This is a genomic window from Variovorax sp. W2I14, from assembly GCF_050435205.1.
In the GTDB taxonomy this organism is placed as follows: Bacteria; Pseudomonadota; Gammaproteobacteria; order Burkholderiales; family Burkholderiaceae_C; genus Variovorax; species Variovorax paradoxus_C.
The window spans coordinates 911,037-928,591 of the sequence record NZ_JBNDJX010000001.1; the positions used below are offsets into that span (position 1 = coordinate 911,037).

At 67.6% G+C, this 17,555-nt stretch carries 15 protein-coding genes; 7 read left to right on the plus strand and 8 right to left on the minus strand.

The window, feature by feature from the left end; translation table 11 throughout:
• The first annotated feature begins 27 nt into the window (after positions 1–27).
• The 3 genes from QF040_RS04290 to QF040_RS04300 all read left to right on the plus strand — a co-directional run bounded on the left by QF040_RS04290 (position 28) and on the right by QF040_RS04300 (position 4,749).
• On the plus strand, positions 28–2,229 hold the full coding sequence (locus QF040_RS04290; RefSeq protein ID WP_429609980.1) for a molybdopterin cofactor-binding domain-containing protein: 2,202 nt from the start codon (positions 28–30) through the stop codon (positions 2,227–2,229).
• A gap of 10 nt (positions 2,230–2,239) precedes the next feature.
• Positions 2,240–2,698: a (2Fe-2S)-binding protein gene (locus tag QF040_RS04295; protein WP_013541876.1), complete on the plus strand. Its 459-nt coding sequence runs from the start codon at positions 2,240–2,242 to the stop codon at positions 2,696–2,698.
• 80 nt (positions 2,699–2,778) lie between these two features.
• Positions 2,779–4,749, plus strand: coding sequence for an ATP-binding protein (locus tag QF040_RS04300; RefSeq protein WP_429609981.1), 1,971 nt, complete (start codon positions 2,779–2,781; stop codon positions 4,747–4,749).
• Between the two features lie 27 nt (positions 4,750–4,776).
• Here QF040_RS04300 and QF040_RS04305 read toward each other — a convergent pair whose 3' ends face one another.
• Entirely contained in the window at positions 4,777–5,109 is a 333-nt protein-coding gene (locus QF040_RS04305) for a c-type cytochrome (RefSeq protein WP_429609982.1), read from the minus strand.
• A gap of 162 nt (positions 5,110–5,271) precedes the next feature.
• Here QF040_RS04305 and QF040_RS04310 point away from each other — a divergent pair, with 162 nt between their 5' ends.
• Complete coding sequence (locus QF040_RS04310; RefSeq protein ID WP_013541873.1) at positions 5,272–5,943, plus strand: hypothetical protein; 672 nt, start codon at positions 5,272–5,274, stop codon at positions 5,941–5,943.
• Positions 5,944–6,002: 59 nt separating this feature from the next.
• Here the strand turns inward: QF040_RS04310 and QF040_RS04315 are convergent, their stop codons facing one another.
• From QF040_RS04315 to QF040_RS04335, 5 genes are all read right to left on the minus strand, one after another.
• Entirely contained in the window at positions 6,003–6,191 is a 189-nt protein-coding gene (locus QF040_RS04315) for a hypothetical protein (protein ID WP_052810687.1), read from the minus strand.
• A gap of 147 nt (positions 6,192–6,338) precedes the next feature.
• Positions 6,339–7,145 (minus strand): polyphosphate kinase 2 family protein, encoded by an 807-nt coding sequence (locus QF040_RS04320; RefSeq protein ID WP_429609983.1) that lies wholly within the window; start codon positions 7,143–7,145, stop codon positions 6,339–6,341.
• A 43-nt stretch (positions 7,146–7,188) separates the two neighbouring features.
• A complete protein-coding gene (locus tag QF040_RS04325) occupies positions 7,189–7,623 on the minus strand; it encodes an RNA-binding S4 domain-containing protein (protein WP_307507701.1) in 435 nt (144 codons plus the stop codon).
• A gap of 19 nt (positions 7,624–7,642) precedes the next feature.
• Positions 7,643–9,061 carry a sensor histidine kinase gene (locus QF040_RS04330; RefSeq protein WP_429609984.1) on the minus strand — a complete coding sequence of 473 codons (1,419 nt, stop codon included), beginning with the start codon at positions 9,059–9,061 and terminating at the stop codon, positions 7,643–7,645.
• A gap of 7 nt (positions 9,062–9,068) precedes the next feature.
• Positions 9,069–9,749 carry a response regulator transcription factor gene (locus QF040_RS04335; RefSeq protein WP_013541868.1) on the minus strand — a complete coding sequence of 227 codons (681 nt, stop codon included), beginning with the start codon at positions 9,747–9,749 and terminating at the stop codon, positions 9,069–9,071.
• Between the two features lie 140 nt (positions 9,750–9,889).
• Here QF040_RS04335 and QF040_RS04340 point away from each other — a divergent pair, with 140 nt between their 5' ends.
• From QF040_RS04340 to QF040_RS04350, 3 genes are all read left to right on the plus strand, one after another.
• Complete coding sequence (locus QF040_RS04340) at positions 9,890–10,849, plus strand: tripartite tricarboxylate transporter substrate binding protein (protein WP_013541867.1); 960 nt, start codon at positions 9,890–9,892, stop codon at positions 10,847–10,849.
• A 97-nt stretch (positions 10,850–10,946) separates the two neighbouring features.
• The gene (locus tag QF040_RS04345; RefSeq protein ID WP_429609985.1) at positions 10,947–11,507 is read left to right on the plus strand and encodes a tripartite tricarboxylate transporter TctB family protein; all 561 of its coding nucleotides are present in this window, start codon (positions 10,947–10,949) and stop codon (positions 11,505–11,507) included.
• 1 nt (position 11,508) lies between these two features.
• Positions 11,509–13,032, plus strand: coding sequence for a tripartite tricarboxylate transporter permease (locus QF040_RS04350; protein WP_429609986.1), 1,524 nt, complete (start codon positions 11,509–11,511; stop codon positions 13,030–13,032).
• A gap of 102 nt (positions 13,033–13,134) precedes the next feature.
• Here QF040_RS04350 and QF040_RS04355 read toward each other — a convergent pair whose 3' ends face one another.
• Together QF040_RS04355 and QF040_RS04360 are read right to left on the minus strand one after the other, a co-directional pair.
• Entirely contained in the window at positions 13,135–14,388 is a 1,254-nt protein-coding gene (locus QF040_RS04355; protein WP_429609987.1) for an acyltransferase family protein, read from the minus strand.
• Between the two features lie 25 nt (positions 14,389–14,413).
• Entirely contained in the window at positions 14,414–17,554 is a 3,141-nt protein-coding gene (locus QF040_RS04360; protein WP_429609988.1) for an efflux RND transporter permease subunit, read from the minus strand.
• Position 17,555 lies beyond the last annotated feature (1 nt).

Below are 17,555 nucleotides of genomic sequence, written 5' to 3' on the forward strand. Positions count from 1 at the left end.
GCCACAACCATAAGACAGGAGACAAGGATGGAACATTCCGAATCCGGCGCGGTCCCCACGCATGTGCCGCTCCAAGACGAACCACCCGGCATGCGCCGGCGGGACCTGTTGGGGTACGCGGCTTCCGCGCCGCTGGTTTCAGCCGCGGCCGCCGCCACCGTGGGCCTGGGCGGGATCGCTGCCCCTTCCTCGGCGAAGGCTGCGATCCTGCCGATGACGCCGCCCGACACGACCGACCTGATCGACATCGGCGATGCGGTGACGCTCACCGCGCTGCCGACCATGCCGCTGGTCAAGGTAACCAACATCGCCAACGGCCGCGTGCGGCTCGAGCTTCCGCGGCTGGAGTCGGGGCAGGGCATCGCCACCGCCGCCGCGATGATGCTGGCCGACAAGCTGCGCCTGCCGCTCAGCGCGATCGAGGTCGGTTCGGCGGACGCCAGCCCCGAGCTGATCTTCAATCAGCTCACGGGCGGCTCGTCGAGCGTGCGTTCGCTGCATGCCGGCATGCCGTTGCTCGGCGGCCTGGGCGGGCTGCTTTCTGGCAGCGCGAACGCGGTGGTCGGCCAGCGCACCACGCGGCTCGACGCGCTGGATATCGTGACCGGCCGCAAGAAGTTCTCGATGGACCAGGCCGTGCCCGAAGCCAAGCCGACCATGGTGTGCCGGCCTCCGACCATCAACGGCAAGTTCGTGCGCATCAACAACCTGAACACGGTGACGGCGATGCCGGGCGTGCTGGGCATTGCGCCGATTCCCGCGACGAACGGCATCGTGCCCACGCCACCCGGCGTGGCGGTGATGGCCGAGACCTTCGGGCAGGCCTGGGCCGCGGTGAATGCGCTCGACGTCACCTGGACAGCCGGGCCCGTTGCCGGCGAGTCCAACGCGAGCATCCAGCAGAAGCTCAAGGGCGCGCTCTTGCCGTTCCTGCTGCCACCGCTGGGCGCGCTCACGGTCGAGGGCGAGTTCGAGTTCGCGGCGGTCTCGCACTGCCCGATGGAAACCGAGTGCGCCATCGCCGACGTGCGCGCCGACCGGGCAGAGATCTGGTCAGGCCTGCAGAGCCCGATCGTCACGCAGCAGGCCATCGCCATCGAGCTGGGCTTGCCGCTGGACAAGGTCAAGGTGCATGCGGTGCCCTCGGGCGGCTCCTTCGGGCGACGGCTCTTCTGGGACGCAACGCTGCAGGCGGTGCAGGCCTCCAAGGCACTGGGCCGGCCCTGCAAGCTGATGTACCACCGCACCGACGACATGCGCCACGGCCGCGTGCGCCCGCCGATGTTCCACCGGGCGCGCGCCACGATGCTGCTGGGCCAGGTCATCGCGTTCGAGCAGCGCATTGCAGGGGTGCGGCTCGACACGCGCCACGGCTTCGGCGAGATGCTGGGCGCCGCGGCCATCGCATTGCCCAACGGCTTTCCGCAGACGGTGGGCAACTTCGGCATCGAGCAGGTCATGTTCAAGACCATGGTCACCTCGCCGTACAACTTCGGCGTGACCACCAAGCTCCTGACGCCGGTGCCGATCGACATGAACACCTGCTCCTACCGCTCGGTGCACATCCAGCCTTCGCGGCTGGTGGAGGAGATCCTGGTCGACGACATGGCTCGGGCGCTGCGCAAGGACCCGATTGCCTTCCGCCTCGAGTACCTGCGCCTGCCGCGTGCACGCGCGGTGCTGAAGGCGGCGGCCGAGGCGGCGCAATGGGGCAAGGCGATGCCGACAGGCTTCGCGCAGGGCGTGGGCGTGCACCAGGAGTCGAAGTCGTTCACCGCCTGCATCGTGGAAATCGATGCGCGCGTGCCGACCGATGTAAAGGTGATTCGCGCCACCATCGTGATCGATGTCGGCACGCCCATCAATCCCTCGGGCATCGAGGCGCAGATGCAGGGCGGGCTTTGCGAGTCGATCTCCATCGTGCTGACGGCGGGGCTGCACATCCAGAACGGCCTGCCGCTGGAAGGCAGCTATTCGCAGTACCACTTCGCGCGGATGAAGAACTACCCGAAGGACGTGAAGGTCATCATCATGCCGGCCAGCACCGGCGAGGCGATCGGCGGGCTGGGCGAGGTGGGCCTCTCGGCCAGTTCGGGTGCCATCGCCAACGCGTATGCACGCGCCACCGGCCGCAAGCCGCGCAGCTTCCCGCTGAATTTCCCGGTCGATTTCACTCCCATCCCCCCGGGCAAGCTGCCCACGCCGGTCGTCGTGCCGGTACCCGCCTGAGGAGGCCACCATGCCCGTGCAATCTTTCAAGGTGAACGGCAGCAATGTCGACGTCGAGGCGCCCGACGACATGGCGCTGCTCTGGGTGCTGCGCGACAAGCTCGGCATCACCGGCCCGAAGTACGGCTGCGGCATCAACGTGTGCAAGGCCTGCACCTGCCATGTGGACGGCAAGGCGGTTACCACCTGCTCGACGCGGGTGGCCGACGTGCGCGGCCGGCAGGTGACGACCATCGAGGGCCTGGCCAACGGCAACGTGCTGCACCCGGTCCAACAGGCCTGGATGAACCTGGACGTGCCGCAGTGCGGCTTCTGCCAGCCGGGGCAGATCATGGCGGCGGTCGACTTGCTGCGGCGCACCCGCAACCCGACCGATGCGGACATCGACGCCATCGAGAACGTGTGCCGATGCGGCACCTACGGGCGCATCCGGGAGGCCATTAAGGCGGCCGCGGCCATGATGGGGTAGCGGGCAGGGCGCGGCGGGTGCGGCGTCCGTGCACGGCCTGTCACGCGGATGTGTGGGCCGGGAGACATAATTGTTAACCAATGCACACGTCGCCCGCCGCCGCCGATCGCCGCACCGGACTGGGCCGCTGGATCGCGACGTTGTGCCTGGCCGTGTTGCCGCTCGCCAATGCGGCGGCTGCCGGCTCGCCGCCCGAGGGCGCGGTGCACATCACGCATGCCGAGTTGCTGTCCGTTCCCGGCACGGGTTATTCCGAGCCTCCGCGGCAGATCGAAGATGCCGAGCTTCCGGCCGAGGGATGGAAAGAGGTCAGCCTTCCGCACACGGCCGAGCGCGAGCTGGTTCCCACGCCGCTGGGCGGCGTGCGCACCATCACCGACTGGTATCGCATCGAACTGGCCGGCACGGCGCCTTCTGAACAGCAGCGCCTTCTCTTTCTCTACCTGCCGCGCTGGAAGACGCTCGGCCACATCGCGGTGTACGGCGACGGCGTGCTGCTCTACCAGTCGCATGGCAGCCCGATTCACAACGGCTACAACCATCCGCTGCTGCTGCCCTTGAATGCGACGGCCGGCACGCCTTCCCCGACATCGGTGCTGATCCGCGTCGACCGCCTGCGCAGCAGCGGAAGCGGCTTCTCGACCGTGTGGGTGGGTGACGAGGCCTCGCTGAACTGGCGCTACCAGATCCGCCAACTGCTGCAGGTTCAGGTGCCGGCCATGGGCAGCGCGGCGTTCCTGGCGGTGGGCGCCTTCGCCCTTGCGGTGTACCTGGGAAAGCGGCGCGAGTCGCTCTACCTGCTGTTCTTCGCCATCTCGGCATTGGCCTTCCTGCGGACGCTTCACTACTACGTCGGCGGCAACTACTTTCCGGTCTCCGACGAGTTGTTCGAGTGGATGACGGTGTCTTCGCTGATCTGGCTGATCGTCGCGATCCACCTCTTCCTGGAGCGCCTGCACCAGCAGCCCTCGCCCTGGCTGACCCGCCTGTCGGTGACGCTGGCGACGGCCTGCAGCATTGCCACGCTGCCGCACCTGTCGCCGTCCATCGCGAGCCTCTACCTCATCACGCCGCTGCTCAACCTGATGGTGCTGCCGGTCGCCGTGCTGATCTTTGCGGTGAACCTGCGCAAGGCATTGCGCGCCAAGCTGCCCGAAGGCCGATTGGTGGCGGGGTGGACTGTCTTCGCGCTCACGTTCACCTCCTACGACGGGCTGCTGCAGAACAACCTGGTGAGCCCCGAGAGCGTGTACACCTCGCCCTACGCGATCATCAGCCTCTTCTTCGTCTTCTCTTACATCATGTTCGAGCGGTACACCGGTGCGTTTGCCGAGGTGGCACGGCTGAACAAGGGGCTGGCGCAGCGGTTGCAGGTGCGCGAAGCCGAGCTGGAGCAGAGCTACCAGCGGCTGCGCGTGATCGAGAACCAGCAGATGCTCGATGCCGAGCGCAGGCGGCTGATGCAGGACATGCACGACGGGCTGGGCTCGTCGCTGATCAGCGCCATCCGTTCGGTGGAGCGGGGCGCCATGAGCGACACCGAGATCTCCGACGTGCTCCGGGGCTGCATGGACGACCTGAAGCTGGCCATCGACTCCATGGAGAGCGTGGACGCCGACCTGCTGCTGCTGCTCGCCACCCTGCGCTTTCGCCTGGCGCCGCGCATCGAGAGCGCAGGCGTCGCGCTGCGCTGGGAGGTGCAGCCCGTGCCCGCGCTGCCATGGCTGGACCCCGGGAGCGCGCTGCACATCCTGCGGATCATGCAGGAGTGCATCGCCAACGTGCTGCGCCACACGCGGGCCACCATCATCAGCTTCAGCACCGCGACGGCGGGCGAGGGCGTCTCGGTGGCGATCGAGGACAACGGCGCGGGTTTCGACGTGCAGGAGGCCCTGCAGCGAAGCGGCCGGGGGCTGCGCAACCAGCAGCAGCGCGCCATGGCGTTCGGTGGGACGGTGAACTGGGAGTCCGGCAGCGGCGGAACGCGCTTCACGCTGTGGCTGCCGCTCCAGCGCAAGGTCGATGCAGAAAAGGCAGTGCGGGCTGCTTGAGCCCAGTGCCCGGCGCTGCTTCGGGCTTTATCTCTTCGCGAGCGGCGGCTGCGAAAGCACCCAGGTCGCCAGCACCCGCGAGTCGGCCTCCGACACCAGGCTTTGCCGCGGCATGATGACCCGGCCCCACGCGCCGACGCTGCCGTTGCGGATCTTCTCGGCCAGCCGCGGCGGCGCCTCCGGATCGTTGCGATAGCGCTCCGCGATCTGCGCGAAACCAGGGCCGACCTGCTTGTGAACGAGCCCGTGACAGGCCATGCAGCCGTTCTTCCTGAGCAGGTCCACTGGCGTGGTCTGCGCAATGGCGATGGAGGCGCTGTCGAAAAGCAACAGCAGGGCGGCGATCGGAAGGAGCTTCATGCAGGGTTGTAGGTACTTTGATTTGCGGCCCGCCGAGAGCGGGAATGCATGGTCGCATGCCGCTTCGCCGGTCGTCGTGCATTCGCGACAAGTCGATTCAAGAGTAACTATATGTATGGTTAAATCCGCGGAACTACCGCGAAAGAGGACGAGGGAAAACCCATGAAGCTGTTGCTGAGCATTGCGTTCGCCGCTGTGGCCCTGATGGGCTGCACCGCCAGGGCGCCGCTGGTGCCGACCGAACCCGGCACCGGGTCCGGACTCACCTACGTGCCCATGGTCGCCATGGAAGGCGTCGACAAGGTGCGCTACGACAACGACGTGCAGGCCTGCCGCACCGCAGCCACCCGCATCACTGCGCGCAGCGAGACCGGCGATGCCATGTGGCTGGCGCTGGGCCTCGGCCTCATCACCGTGCACGGCCAGGGCATCGTGGCCGCTGCTTCGTACACCGGCATCAGCGCCGCAGTCATCGACTGGAACGGCCGCCCGACCTCGGAACTGATGGCCGAGCATCAAGAGATCGCGATCGTCCACTGCATGGCCAAGCGCGGCTATCGCAACCTCGACCCCGATGTGCGCGACACCTTCTACGGCCACACCTTCGATCCGGTCGTCGCCGCCAAGCCGCGCCGCACTGGCGTCGATACGTACAACGTCGAATCGCTCGCCAAGGCCGGCCGCTGCAACGTGCAGCCGCGCGCCGAACTCACGGCCAAGGGCCCGGGCTTCGAGTCGTACAACGTGCCTTGCGAAAACGGCGGCATCTGGGCGGTGCGCTGCGAATTCGGCAAGTGCCGCGTACTGGCGCAGTCGCCGGTCCGCCGTTCCTGAGTTCGTTCAGGCCAAATAGAAAAAGCCGGCTTTCATGCCGGCTTCTTTTTTGGGGGGCTTCAACGCCAGACGTAATGTCCCGGCACGCGGCGGCCATGTTCGCGGTGCGCCGGCACCCAGACCTTGTGCTTGCGGTGATGCGGCGCTGCATGCGGGCGGTCGTAACCCGGTCCGTGGCGGGGCGCCGGTTGCGCGAGGGCCGCGCTCGAAAGCACGCAGGCGGCAAGAACGAAGAGTATCTTTTTCATGTTGGAGTCCTTCGGTTGATGAGTGCACCTGAAGCAGGTACCCATGAACCTTAGTTTGCAGAACTGCTCCGCTTCGTAGGCCGGCGAGCACTTTACAAACAACACGTTGCGGCAGCACGACGCCGCTGCAACCAACGGCACCCCGTCTTACTTGACGATCATTCCCTTGAGCGCCGGATCGGGCGCCGGCACCTTGAACTTCATCTGCCGCAGCGTCTTCACCAGCAGCTGCGCAATCATCAGGTTGCGGTGCCGCTTGCTGTTGGCGGGAATCACATACCAGGGCGCATGTTCGGTCGAGGTGGCCGACAGCGCGCTCTCGTAGGCGCGCTGGTAGGCGGGCCACTTCGTGCGCACCTCCAGGTCGCCCATGCTGAACTTCCACTGCTTGCCGGGCGTGTCGATGCGGGCCTGCAGGCGCTCGCGCTGCTCGTCCTTGTCGATGTGCAGCATGCACTTGACGACGACCGTGCCGGTCTCGGTCAGCAGCCGCTCGAAGTCGTTGATCTGTGCGTAGCGGCGCTTGGCTTCGGCCTTGTCGATCCAGCCTTCGACCACCGGCACCAGCACGTCTTCATAGTGGCTTCGGTTCCACACCGCGATCTCGCCGGTGCGCGGCACGACGGCGTGGCAGCGCCAGAGATAGTCGCGCGCCTTTTCTTCGTCGGTCGGTGCCTTGAAGGCGGTCACGCGCACGCCCAGCGGGGAGGTGCGCGAGAACACCCAGCGCACGGTGCCGTCCTTGCCGCTGGTGTCCATGCCCTGCAGCACCAGCAGCACCTTGCGCTGCCCTTCGGCGTGCAGCAGGTTCTGCAGCTCGTCGAGTTCGACGGCCAGGGCGTCGATTTCCTCGCGCTGGGCGGCCTCGTTGCCTTCGCAGAAGGCGGTGTCGCCGGGGTCGATCTGCGAGAGCTTGAACTTGTTGCCGACGCGGTATTTCTTGAAGCTGGCCATGAACCGGAACCCCTTGAAGAAGGAAAGCTGACAGCGTACGCGATCAGCGCTCTGTGTCTTCCGGGTCGATCGAGGCGCTCCACCGGTTGTCCCATTCGGCGTGGCGCACCGCACCATCGAGATCGCGCCGGTCGCGTTTGGTCGGTCGGCCCTGTTCGATGGCCAAGGCCGGCTCGCTGCCCATGCGGCGCTGCTCGCGGATGGCGGCCTGTGCGGCGATGCTTTCCGCCGTTTCCTCGTAGAGCAATTGGGCGACGGGCGCCGGCCCGCGCTGGCCGCTGATGCCGCGCACCGTCACGGTCCGCGTCTGCACGCCCAGCCGCATCGTCACGGTGTCGCCGGCCTTCACCTCGCGCGAGGCCTTGGCGACATCGCCGTTCACCTGCACCCGGTTCTTGCCGATTTCCTCCGCGGCCAGCGAACGCGTCTTGAAGAAGCGTGCGGCCCAGAGCCATTTGTCGATGCGCAGACGTTCCATGGGTTCCATAGGTGGGAAATCAATTGTGCCGCCAGAGCGGAAGGCGCACGACAGCATCCAGCCCGACCACGCGTGCGGTGTTGTCCTGCGCAGTGCGGTTGTCCAGATCGATGCGCCCATCCAGCGCCAGCACGATCTCGCTGCAGATCGCCAGGCCCAGACCCGAGCCGCTCGAGGTGCTGCCGGCGGAAAAGGGCGCGAAGAGCCGCTGCCGCAATTCGGGCGAAATGCCCGGCCCTTCGTCGCGCACGGTGAGCACCGCATGGTCGCCCTCGGCCCGCACGATGACCGACAGCGCCGCGCCCTGCGGGCTCTGCTTGATCGCGTTGTGCAGCAGGTTGCGCGTGAGCTCCTGCAGCATCCACTGGTGTGCGCGCACGGCCACCGGCTCGTCGATGGACAGCTCGAAATCGAGTGCCTTGTCGGCCACCAGCGGCGACAGGTCGAGCGCAATGCCGCGCACCACATCGCCGAGGTCCAGCGTCACCGACTCGGGCTGCTGCCGCAGTTGCTCCACCTTGGCGAGCGAGAGCATCTGGTTGGCCAGCATCGTGGCGCGCTCGACCGTCTGGCTGATCTCGCCGAAGGCCTGCTCGGGTGCCACGTCGCCGCGGCGCGCCGACTGCACCTGTGCCTTGAGCACCGCCAGCGGCGTGCGCAGCTGGTGGGCGCTGTCGCGCACGAAGCGCTTCTGGTGATCGAGCAGCCGCTGCAGCCGGCCCATCACCTCGGTGGTGGCATCGATCAAGGGGCGCAGTTCGCGCGGCGCGTCGGGCGCATCGATGGGCGAGAGGTCGTCGGCCGGCCGCTCCTCTATCGCTTCGCCCAGCTCGCGCACGGAACGCGTCGCGCGATGCACCACGAACACCGTGACGCCCGCGATCACGCCCATCAACAGCAACTGGCGCCAGAGCGTGTCGAGCAGCAGCTTGCGCACCAGCGTCTCGCGCAGCTCGAGCGTCTCGGCCACCTGCACCACCGCCATGCCTCGGCCGCGCGCGCTGGCCACCGGCTGCAGCAGCACCGCGACGCGAACGGGCTGTCCGCGGAACTGCGCATCGTAGAAATCGACCAGCGCCGCGTACGCGCTGCGGTCCGGAATGCGGCCGCGCCAGAACGGCAGTTCGACAAAGCCCGAGATCAGCTCGCCGTCGAGCGCGGACACGCGATAGAAGAGCCGGCTGCGGTTGTCGGCCTCGAAGGCTTCGAGCGCGGAGTAGGGCACGATCGCGCGCAACTGCGCTTTCTCGTCGTAGCCCTCCACGTCGAGCTGCTCGCCGATGGTCTTGGCGGAGGCGAGCAGCGTGCGGTCGTAGGCGGTGGTGGCGGCCGCGAGGCTCTGGCGGTACAGGCTCACGCTGTTGATCACGATGAACACCGCCACCGGCGCGAGGATGCCGAACAGCAGCCGCGCGCGCAGCGAAGACACTTTCTTCATGCAGCCTTCATGTCTCGGGCCGCAGCAGATAACCGAGGCCGCGCATCGTCATCAGCACTGCGCCCGTGCCCACGAGCTTCTTGCGCAGGCGATACACCACCACCTCGATGGCCTCGTACTGCACGTCGGTCTCGCCCGGGAACACCAGCTCGAAGAGGCGCTCCTTGGTGACCGCATGGCCCGGCTTCATCATCAGCGCCTTCATGAGCGCGAGCTCGCGCGGCGTGAGCTCCAGGAGGTCGGCGCGGTTGTAGATGGCGCCGTTGTCGGGCTCGAAGCGCAGGCCGCCGATCTCCTGCGGGTTCAGGCCGGTGTCGGGACCGGCGCTCTGGCTGCGCCGCCGCAGCGCGCGGATGCGGGCTTCCAGTTCGTCCAGGTCGAAGGGCTTGGGCAGGTAGTCGTCGGCGCCGGCATTGAGGCCCACGATGCGGTCGCCCACCGTGCCGCGGGCCGTGAGCAGCAGCACCGGCGTGCGCAGCCCTTCGGCGCGGGCCTGTGCCAGCACCTGCAGGCCGTCGAGGTTGGGCAGGCTCAGGTCGAGCGCCACCACGTCGGGCTCGATGGCGCGCCACTGCGCCACCGCCTCGGCCCCATCGCCGCACACGCGCACATCGATGCGGCGGCGGCCCAGCGTGCGCTGCAGCGTGATTTGCATCGAGGGATCGTCTTCGACCAGCAGCAGCTTCATACGGGGGAGGGCTGATTGGATACTTTGGTGTTTTCCCCAGTCTGGCGGACAGCCAACTGACAGCGGGGCGGCGCATGATAGCGGCTCAGGTCCGAGTCAGGTTCCTGCCACTTTCCTTTCAGCCCCTGGAGACAACCACAATGCGTCGCGATACCTTTTTGAAGTCCCTGGCCGCCCTGGCCGCCGCCGGAGCGCTGCCGCTCTCGGCGCGTGCCGCAGCCAACGTCAAGATGATGATCCCCGCCAACCCGGGCGGCGGCTGGGACACCACCGGCCGTGCATTGGGCAAGGCCCTGAGCGACGCCAAGGTGGCCGACACCGTCACCTACGACAACAAGGGCGGCGCCGCCGGCGCCCTGGGCCTGGCCCAGTTCGTGAACGGCTCCAAGGGCGATGCCAACGCGCTGATGGTCATGGGCTCGGTCATGCTGGGCGGCATCATCACCGGCAAGCCGCCGGTCAAGCTGGAACAGGCCACGCCCATCGCGCGCCTGACCACCGAATACAACGTGTTCGTGCTGCCCGCCAACTCGCCCCTGAAAACCATGAAGGACGTGGTCGACCAGCTCAAGAAAGACCCGGGCAGCGTCAAGTGGGGCGGCGGTTCGCGCGGCTCCACCGAGCACATCGCTGCGGCCATGATCGCGCAGAAGGTCGGCGCCGATCCCTCCAAGATCAACTACGTGGCCTTCCGCGGAGGCGGTGAAGCCACCGCCGCCATCCTGGGCGGCAACGTCACCGTCGGCGGCAGCGGCTACAGCGAATTCGCCGAATACATCGCGGCCGGCAAGATGAAGGCGATTGCCGTCACCTCGGCCCAGCGCCTGCCCGGCATCAATGTGCCGACGCTCAAGGAGCAGGGCATCGACGTGGAAATCGGCAACTGGCGCGGCGTGTACGGCGCGCCCGGCATCTCGGCCGAGCAGCGCAAGGCGCTGACCGACATGGTGCTGGCTGCCATGAAGAGCTCGTCGTGGGCCGAGTCGCTCAAGAAGAACGACTGGACGCCGGCCGTGCTGTCGGGCGAAGCCTTCGCCAAGTTCGTCGACGACGATTTCGCGAGCCTCCGCGCCATCATGACCAAGTCCGGCATGGTCTGACGCGCACCGCGCCACCTGCCTGCCGAATGGCACGCTGTCCTCGCAAGAGACGACAGCGTGCCGTTTTCAAATCCAGCACCACATTCCGGGAGCAAAAATGACAACTCCAGATTCCTCGGTCTCGCCGCCCGACGCGGGGGCGCAAGCAGCGGCTCAAGCGGCAGTCTGGCCGCAAACCCTCGTCGGCGCGGGCGTCCTGCTCACCGGCCTGGCATTGGCCTTCGGTGCCATCGACATTTCTTCCGAAGCCGGCTACGGCGGCGTCGGTCCCAACTTCCTGCCCTGGCTGGTGTCCGTGGTGCTCGTGCTGTGCGGCGCATGGATCCTCTGGGAAGCGCGCACCGGCGGCTTTCGCGAACTCGATCCCCCCACCGGCGCCGACCGCGCCTACTGGCCCGGCTTCGTCTGGGTCTCGGCCGGCCTGCTGCTCAACGCGGCGCTCATCACCACGCTGGGCTTCATCCTGAGCTGCACGCTGTGCTACCTGCTGGCCGTGCAGGGCCTGCGCCGCGCGAGCGGGCAGCCCGGCGTGAACGCGCCGCGCACCTGGGTCATCGATTTCGTCACCGGCGCGCTCATCGCCGCCCCGGTGTTCTGGATGTTCACGCAGTTCCTGGCCATCAACCTGCCCGGCCTCACTTCCACTGGCTGGCTCTGACATGGAAATCTTCAACGCACTCATGGCGGGCTTCGGCGCCGCCATCACGCCCGTCAATCTGCTCTGGTGCCTGGTCGGCTGTGCCCTGGGCACGGCCGTGGGCGTGCTGCCCGGCATCGGCCCGGCGGTGGCGGTGGCGATGCTGCTGCCGATCACCGGCAAGGTCGACATCACGGCCTCGATGATCTTCTTCTCGGGCATCTACTACGGCGCCATGTACGGCGGCTCGACCACGTCCATCCTGCTCAACACGCCCGGCGAAACCGCCAGCATGGTGACCGCGATGGAGGGCAACAAGATGGCCAAGAGCGGAAGGGCGGGCGCGGCGCTCGCCACCGCCGCCATCGGCTCGTTCGTGGCCGGCACCATCGCCACCGTCATCGTCACGCTGTTCGCGCCGTTCGTGGCCGAGTTCGCGGTCAAGCTCGGGCCGCCCGAGTATTTCCTGTTGATGCTGCTGGCCTTCACCACGGTGAGCGCGGTGCTCGGCAAGAGCACGCTGCGCGGCATGACGGCGCTGTTCGTCGGCCTGGCCGCGGGCTGCGTGGGCCTCGACCAGATTTCGGGCCAGGGCCGCTACACCGGCGGCGTGCCCGAGCTGCTCGACGGCATCGAGATCGTGCTGGTCGCGGTCGGCCTCTTTGCGGTGGCCGAGGTGCTCTACGCCGTGCTCTACGAGGGCAAGGTGGTCGAGGGCCAGAACAAGCTGAGCCGCGTGCACATGACCAAGCGCGACTGGAAGCGCTCGATTCCCGCGTGGCTGCGCGGCACCGCCATCGGCACGCCCTTCGGCTGCATTCCGGCCGGCGGTACCGAGATCCCGACCTTCCTGAGCTATGCGACCGAAAAGAAGCTCGCGAAGGACAAGGACGCCAAGGGCGAGTTCGGCACCACCGGCGCCATCGAAGGCGTGGCCGGCCCCGAGGCCGCCAACAACGCAACGGTGACGGCCGCGCTGATTCCGCTGCTCACGCTGGGCATCCCGACCTCGAACACCACCGCCATCCTGCTGGGCGCGTTCCAGAACTACGGCATCCAGCCGGGTCCGCAGCTCTTCACCACCTCGGCCGCGCTGGTGTGGGCGCTGATCGCCTCGCTCTACATCGGCAACGTGATGCTGCTGGTGCTGAACCTGCCGATGGTGGGCCTGTGGGTCAAGCTCCTGAAGATTCCGAAGCCGCAGCTCTACGCCGGCATCCTGATCTTCGCGACGGTGGGTGCCTACGGCATGCGCCAGAGCGCATTCGACCTGTTCCTGCTCTACGGCATTGGCCTGCTGGGCGTGGTGATGCGGCGCTTCGATTTTCCGACCGCCCCCGTGGTGGTCGGCATGATCCTCGGCCCGCTCGCCGAAGCGCAGCTGCGCAACGCCATGTCCATCGGCGAGGGCAGTGCGGCGGTGTTCTTCCAGCGTCCGATGTCGATCGCGCTGGTGATCGTCGTGGTGGCCGTGCTGGTGCTGCCGCGCCTGGCCAAGCGCATGAGCGAACGCAAGCTGAAGCGGCTGGCGCAGCTGGACGCCTGACGCGCCTTTTTCTTCCTCTTCAAGAATGCCGCGGCGCCTTGGTCCCGCGGCATTTTTCTTTTGGCGCTTCAAGCAAGGCCGCCGCTACCGGTGCGAGGACGCTCAGGAGTTCGCCGCCTGCGCCGCGGGCAGGCCGCGCAGCCCGGATCTCGCACGCTTGCCTTGCGCAATGCCCGGCTTCTCCACCAGCCGGTAGCTCGCCACAGAGGCCGCCACCAGCAACACCGCGCAGAGGATGCCGACCAGCCAGTACTGCAGCGCGCCGGCCATCGCGAAACTCCGCACCGACGGCACAGCGAAGACCGCGGTCAGCGCAATGCCCTGCAGCAGATAGATGCTGTAGCTCGCCGTGCTCATGCGCCGTGCCGCGCGCAGGGCCAGCAGGCCGTAGAGCGTGCTGCCGGCGCAGACCAGGTGGAAAAAGACCCAGAGCAGCACGGCCTGCACAGGGCCGGCCATGTGCGGGAACCCGAACAGCACGGCGCCCATGCAGGCCACGGCAAGCAGCGAAGCCGCATCTGCCGGCAGGCGCGAAGCAAGCAGCCGGCTCGCGCCTTCGTGCCGCACCAGCCAAGCCGACACCATGCCCATGAGGAACGACACCAGCACCCAGAGCAGGGCGCCGATCACCAGTGCCAGCGTGGGGTGCGAAGGTGAAACACCGGCCGACTGAAGCGCCGCGAACGCCAGCGCCAGCAGGCACACCAGCAAGGCCCCGCCGACGAAGCGCGGCGTGCGCCCATGGCGCGCGAGCGGTGCCATCAGCCAGAGCGATCCGTAGAACAGCCACTCCACGAAGACCGTCCAGGTCACGCCCGCGAGGATGAACCGGGTCCCTTCGTAGCCGTTGACGTCGGGCTGCGTCGGCACGATGCCCAGCGCCAGCCATTGCAGCGCGTCGCCCAGCACGGACCAGACCGGCTCCTTGAGCGTGAACCCGGTTTTGCAGGCGACGACGAAGAGCATCAGCCCGACCGCTACCAGGTACATCGGGCCAATGCGCCAGAGCCGGCCGATGTAGAGGCTGCGCCAGGCGGGCCGGCCTTGGGTGTCCAGCAATTTGCCCCAGAACAGGAAGCCAGTGATCATGAAGAAGACCCCCACGCCGACCTGCCCGAGCTGCGTGGGGAAGCCCGTCGGTGGAAAGGTCCACACACCATCGGCGAGGTAGCCGTGGGTCACCATCAGGTGGTGCACGAAGACGCTCAGTGCGAGAAAGCCGCGCAGCCCGTCGAGCGTTGTGGTGCGCTGGTCGCGCGACAGCGGCTCGTCGGCGGCGCGGAAGACCGGCAGGGCCAGCGCGACGAGCACCACCCCCATGAGCACAACGTACGGCCAGGCGGAGAAGACGCTCATGGGTCGGTCGCTCGGCTCGGGGTTGTCAGGCGCTGGTCCGGGCCGGTGTGCCGCTGTCGTCGGCCGGGTTTTCTCGCAGGTCGTCGTCGATGTGCGGATCGGCCGGCTGGCCGCGCAGCTTGCGCACGGTGCGCCGTATCCAGTGCTCGATGTCGTCGATGTAGGTGAACACCGCCGGCACCACCAAGAGGCTCAGCACGGTCGAGGTGATCAGCCCGCCGATCACCGCCATCGCCATCGGCGAGCGGAAGCTGGAGTCGGCGGCGCCGAAGCCTACGGCAATCGGCAGCATGCCGGCGCCCATGGCGAGCGTGGTCATGATGATGGGCCGCGCGCGCTTGTGGCAGGCGTCGCGCAGCGCGTCCCAGCGGCTCATGCCGTGGTCGCGGCGCGCCACGATGGCGTACTCGACCAGAAGAATCGAGTTCTTCGTCGCGATGCCCATCAGCATGATGAGCCCGATCAGCGAAGGCATCGAGAGCGCCTTCTGCCCGATCAAGAGGCCCACGAAGGCACCACCCAGTGCGAGCGGCAGCGCGCACAAGATGGTCACCGGGTGCAGGAAGTCCTTGAACAGCAGCACCAGCACGATGTAGATGCACAGAACGCCGGTGAGCATCGCGAGGCCGAAGCTTGCGAAGAGCTCGGTCATCACTTCCGCATCGCCCACCTCGGTCACGCGCACCCCAGGCGGCAGCTTCTGGATCGAGGGCAGCGCCATCACCGCGGTCTTCGCATCGCCCAGGCCCACGCTGGAGAGTTCGATCTCGAAGTTGACGTTGCGCGAGCGGTCGTAGCGGTCGATGACGGCCGGGCCGCCTTCCATCGTGAGCGAGGCCACCTGGCTCAGCATGACGGGGCCGCGTGCGCCCGGCACCGACAGGCGCCCGAGCAGCTCGAGGTCCTTGCGCGCCGAGTCTTCCAGCTTCACCACGATCGGCACCTGCCGCTGCGCGAGGTTGAGCTTGGCGAGCGACTGGTCGTAGTCGCCCAGCGTGGCCACGCGCAGCGTCTCGGCAATGGCGGCGCTGGTCACGCCCAGGTCGGCGGCGCGCGCGAAGTCGGGCCGCACGGCGATCTCGGGGCGGATCAGGCTCGCGGTGGAGGTGATGTTGCCCAGGCCCGCGATGGTGCGCAGGTCCTTCTCGACCGCGCTGGCGGCGGCTGCCAGCGCCACCGGGTCTTCGCCGGTGAGGGCCAGGATGTACTTCTCGCCTGAGCCGCCCAGGCCCACGGTGCTGCGCACGCCGGGCAGGGTTTCCAGGGCGGTGCGGATCTGGTTCTCGATCACCTGTTTGCGCGGCCGGTCGCCGCGCTCGTCCAGCTTGATGGTGAGCGTGGCCTTGCGCGTCTCGGGCGTGCCGAAGCTCGCGAACGGGTCGCCGCCCGCGCTGCCGCCGGCCACCGTGGTGTAGACGCTCTTCACGTGGTCGATCTTCATCACGCGGTTGCGTGTTTCCTCGGCGGCCGCCGTGGTCTGCGCGAGCGTGGAGCCCGGCGCGAGCGACAGGTAGATCTGCGTCTGCGAGTTGTCGTCCGGCGGAATGAAGCCGGTCTTGAGCAGCGGGATCATCGCCAGCGAGCCGAAGAAGAAGAGGGTGGCCAGCACCATGGTCTTGAAGCGGTTGTGCGTGCTCCATTCCACGGCGCGCATGTACCAGCGCAGCCAGCCCGGCTCTTTTTCTTCGCCGACGACGGGCTTCAGGATGTAGGCGGCCATCATCGGCGTGAGCACCCGCGCGACCACCAGCGAGGCGAACACCGCGAGCGAGGCGGTCCAGCCGAACTGCTTGAAGAACTTGCCGGCCACGCCGCTCATGAAGGCCGTGGGCAGGAACACCGCGATCAGCGTGAAGGTGGTGGCGATCACCGCCAGGCCGATTTCGTCGGCCGCCTCCATCGCCGCCTGGTAGGGCGTCTTGCCCATGCGCAGGTGCCGCACGATGTTCTCGACCTCCACGATCGCGTCGTCCACCAAGATCCCGACCACCAGCGAGAGCGCAAGCAGCGAGATGACGTTGACCGAGAAGCCCAGCACGAACATGCCGATGAAGGCCGGAATCACCGACATCGGCAGCGCCACGGCCGAGACAAAAGTGGCGCGCCAGTCGCGCAGGAAGAGCCACACCACGATCACCGCCAGGATGGCGCCTTCGTACAGCAGGTGCAGCGAGCCGTTGTATTCCTCTTCCACCGGGTCGACGAAGTTGAAGGCTTCGGTCAGCTCGATGTCGGGCCGCTGCGCGCGCATCTCGCCCAGCGCCTTCTGTATCGCGCGGCCCACTTCCACTTCGCTGGCGCCGCGGCTGCGGGCCACTTCGAAGCCCACCACGGGCTTGCCGTTGAGCAAGGCGCCCGAGCGCGGCTCGGCGATGGTGTCGCTGATGCGCGCCACCTGATCGAGCCGCACGCGGCGACCGTCGGACAGCACGATCTGGATGTCGTTCAACTGGTCGGCCGACTGCACGGTGGCGAGCGTGCGCACCGGCTGTTCGCTGCCGCCCAGGTCGAAGCGGCCGCCCGCGCTCTCGACCTGCACTTGGCGAAGCTGGCGCGAGATGTCTGCGGCCGAGGCGCCCAGCGCCTGCAGCTTGCCCGGGTCCAGGTCGATGTGCACCTGGCGCGTGACGCCGCCCACGCGGTTCACCGCGCCCACGCCGGGCAGCGCGAGCAGCTTCTTGGTGACGTCGTTGTCCACGTACCAGCTGAGCGCCTCGGCGTCCATCTGCGTGGAGGCGATGGTGAAGGCCAGCACCGGCTGGCCCGCCAGGTCGAGCTTGGTGACCACCGGGTCGCGCACGTCGGCCGGCAGGTCGGCGCGCACGCGCTGCACCGCGGAGCGCACGTCGTCCACGGCTTCCTGCACGGGCTTCTCGAGGCGGAACTCGACGATCAGCGTGGCGGCGCCGTCCTGCACCTTGGTGGTGATGTGCTTCAGGCCCTGCACGGTGGCGATGGAGTTCTCGAGCTTGCGCGCGACGTCGGTTTCAAGCTGCGAAGGCGCGGCACCGGGCAGCAACGCCGAGACCGTGACGGTCGGCAGGTCGATGTCCGGAAAGTTCTGCACCTTCATCGCGTTGAACGACAGCAGCCCACCGAAGGTGAGCAGCACGAACAGCATCACCGCCGGAATCGGGTTGCGTATGGACCAGGCGGAAACGTTCATG

What these genes read in the sequence shown, in the direction of transcription:
- QF040_RS04305 (WP_429609982.1), bottom strand. Translation starts at nt 5,109, where the DNA reads ATGAAGCTCCTTCCGATCGCCGCCCTGCTGTTGCTTTTCGACAGCGCC.
- QF040_RS04335 (WP_013541868.1), bottom strand. Translation starts at nt 9,749, where the DNA reads ATGAAGCTGCTGCTGGTCGAAGACGATCCCTCGATGCAAATCACGCTG.
- QF040_RS04360 (WP_429609988.1), bottom strand. Translation starts at nt 17,554, where the DNA reads ATGAACGTTTCCGCCTGGTCCATACGCAACCCGATTCCGGCGGTGATG.
- QF040_RS04330 (WP_429609984.1), bottom strand. Translation starts at nt 9,061, where the DNA reads ATGAAGAAAGTGTCTTCGCTGCGCGCGCGGCTGCTGTTCGGCATCCTC.
- QF040_RS04290 (WP_429609980.1), top strand. Translation starts at nt 28, where the DNA reads ATGGAACATTCCGAATCCGGCGCGGTCCCCACGCATGTGCCGCTCCAA.
- QF040_RS04345 (WP_429609985.1), top strand. Translation starts at nt 10,947, where the DNA reads ATGACAACTCCAGATTCCTCGGTCTCGCCGCCCGACGCGGGGGCGCAA.
- QF040_RS04350 (WP_429609986.1), top strand. Translation starts at nt 11,509, where the DNA reads ATGGAAATCTTCAACGCACTCATGGCGGGCTTCGGCGCCGCCATCACG.
- QF040_RS04355 (WP_429609987.1), bottom strand. Translation starts at nt 14,388, where the DNA reads ATGAGCGTCTTCTCCGCCTGGCCGTACGTTGTGCTCATGGGGGTGGTG.
- QF040_RS04300 (WP_429609981.1), top strand. Translation starts at nt 2,779, where the DNA reads ATGCACACGTCGCCCGCCGCCGCCGATCGCCGCACCGGACTGGGCCGC.
- QF040_RS04325 (WP_307507701.1), bottom strand. Translation starts at nt 7,623, where the DNA reads ATGGAACGTCTGCGCATCGACAAATGGCTCTGGGCCGCACGCTTCTTC.
- QF040_RS04340 (WP_013541867.1), top strand. Translation starts at nt 9,890, where the DNA reads ATGCGTCGCGATACCTTTTTGAAGTCCCTGGCCGCCCTGGCCGCCGCC.
- QF040_RS04315 (WP_052810687.1), bottom strand. Translation starts at nt 6,191, where the DNA reads ATGAAAAAGATACTCTTCGTTCTTGCCGCCTGCGTGCTTTCGAGCGCG.
- QF040_RS04320 (WP_429609983.1), bottom strand. Translation starts at nt 7,145, where the DNA reads ATGGCCAGCTTCAAGAAATACCGCGTCGGCAACAAGTTCAAGCTCTCG.
- QF040_RS04310 (WP_013541873.1), top strand. Translation starts at nt 5,272, where the DNA reads ATGAAGCTGTTGCTGAGCATTGCGTTCGCCGCTGTGGCCCTGATGGGC.
- QF040_RS04295 (WP_013541876.1), top strand. Translation starts at nt 2,240, where the DNA reads ATGCCCGTGCAATCTTTCAAGGTGAACGGCAGCAATGTCGACGTCGAG.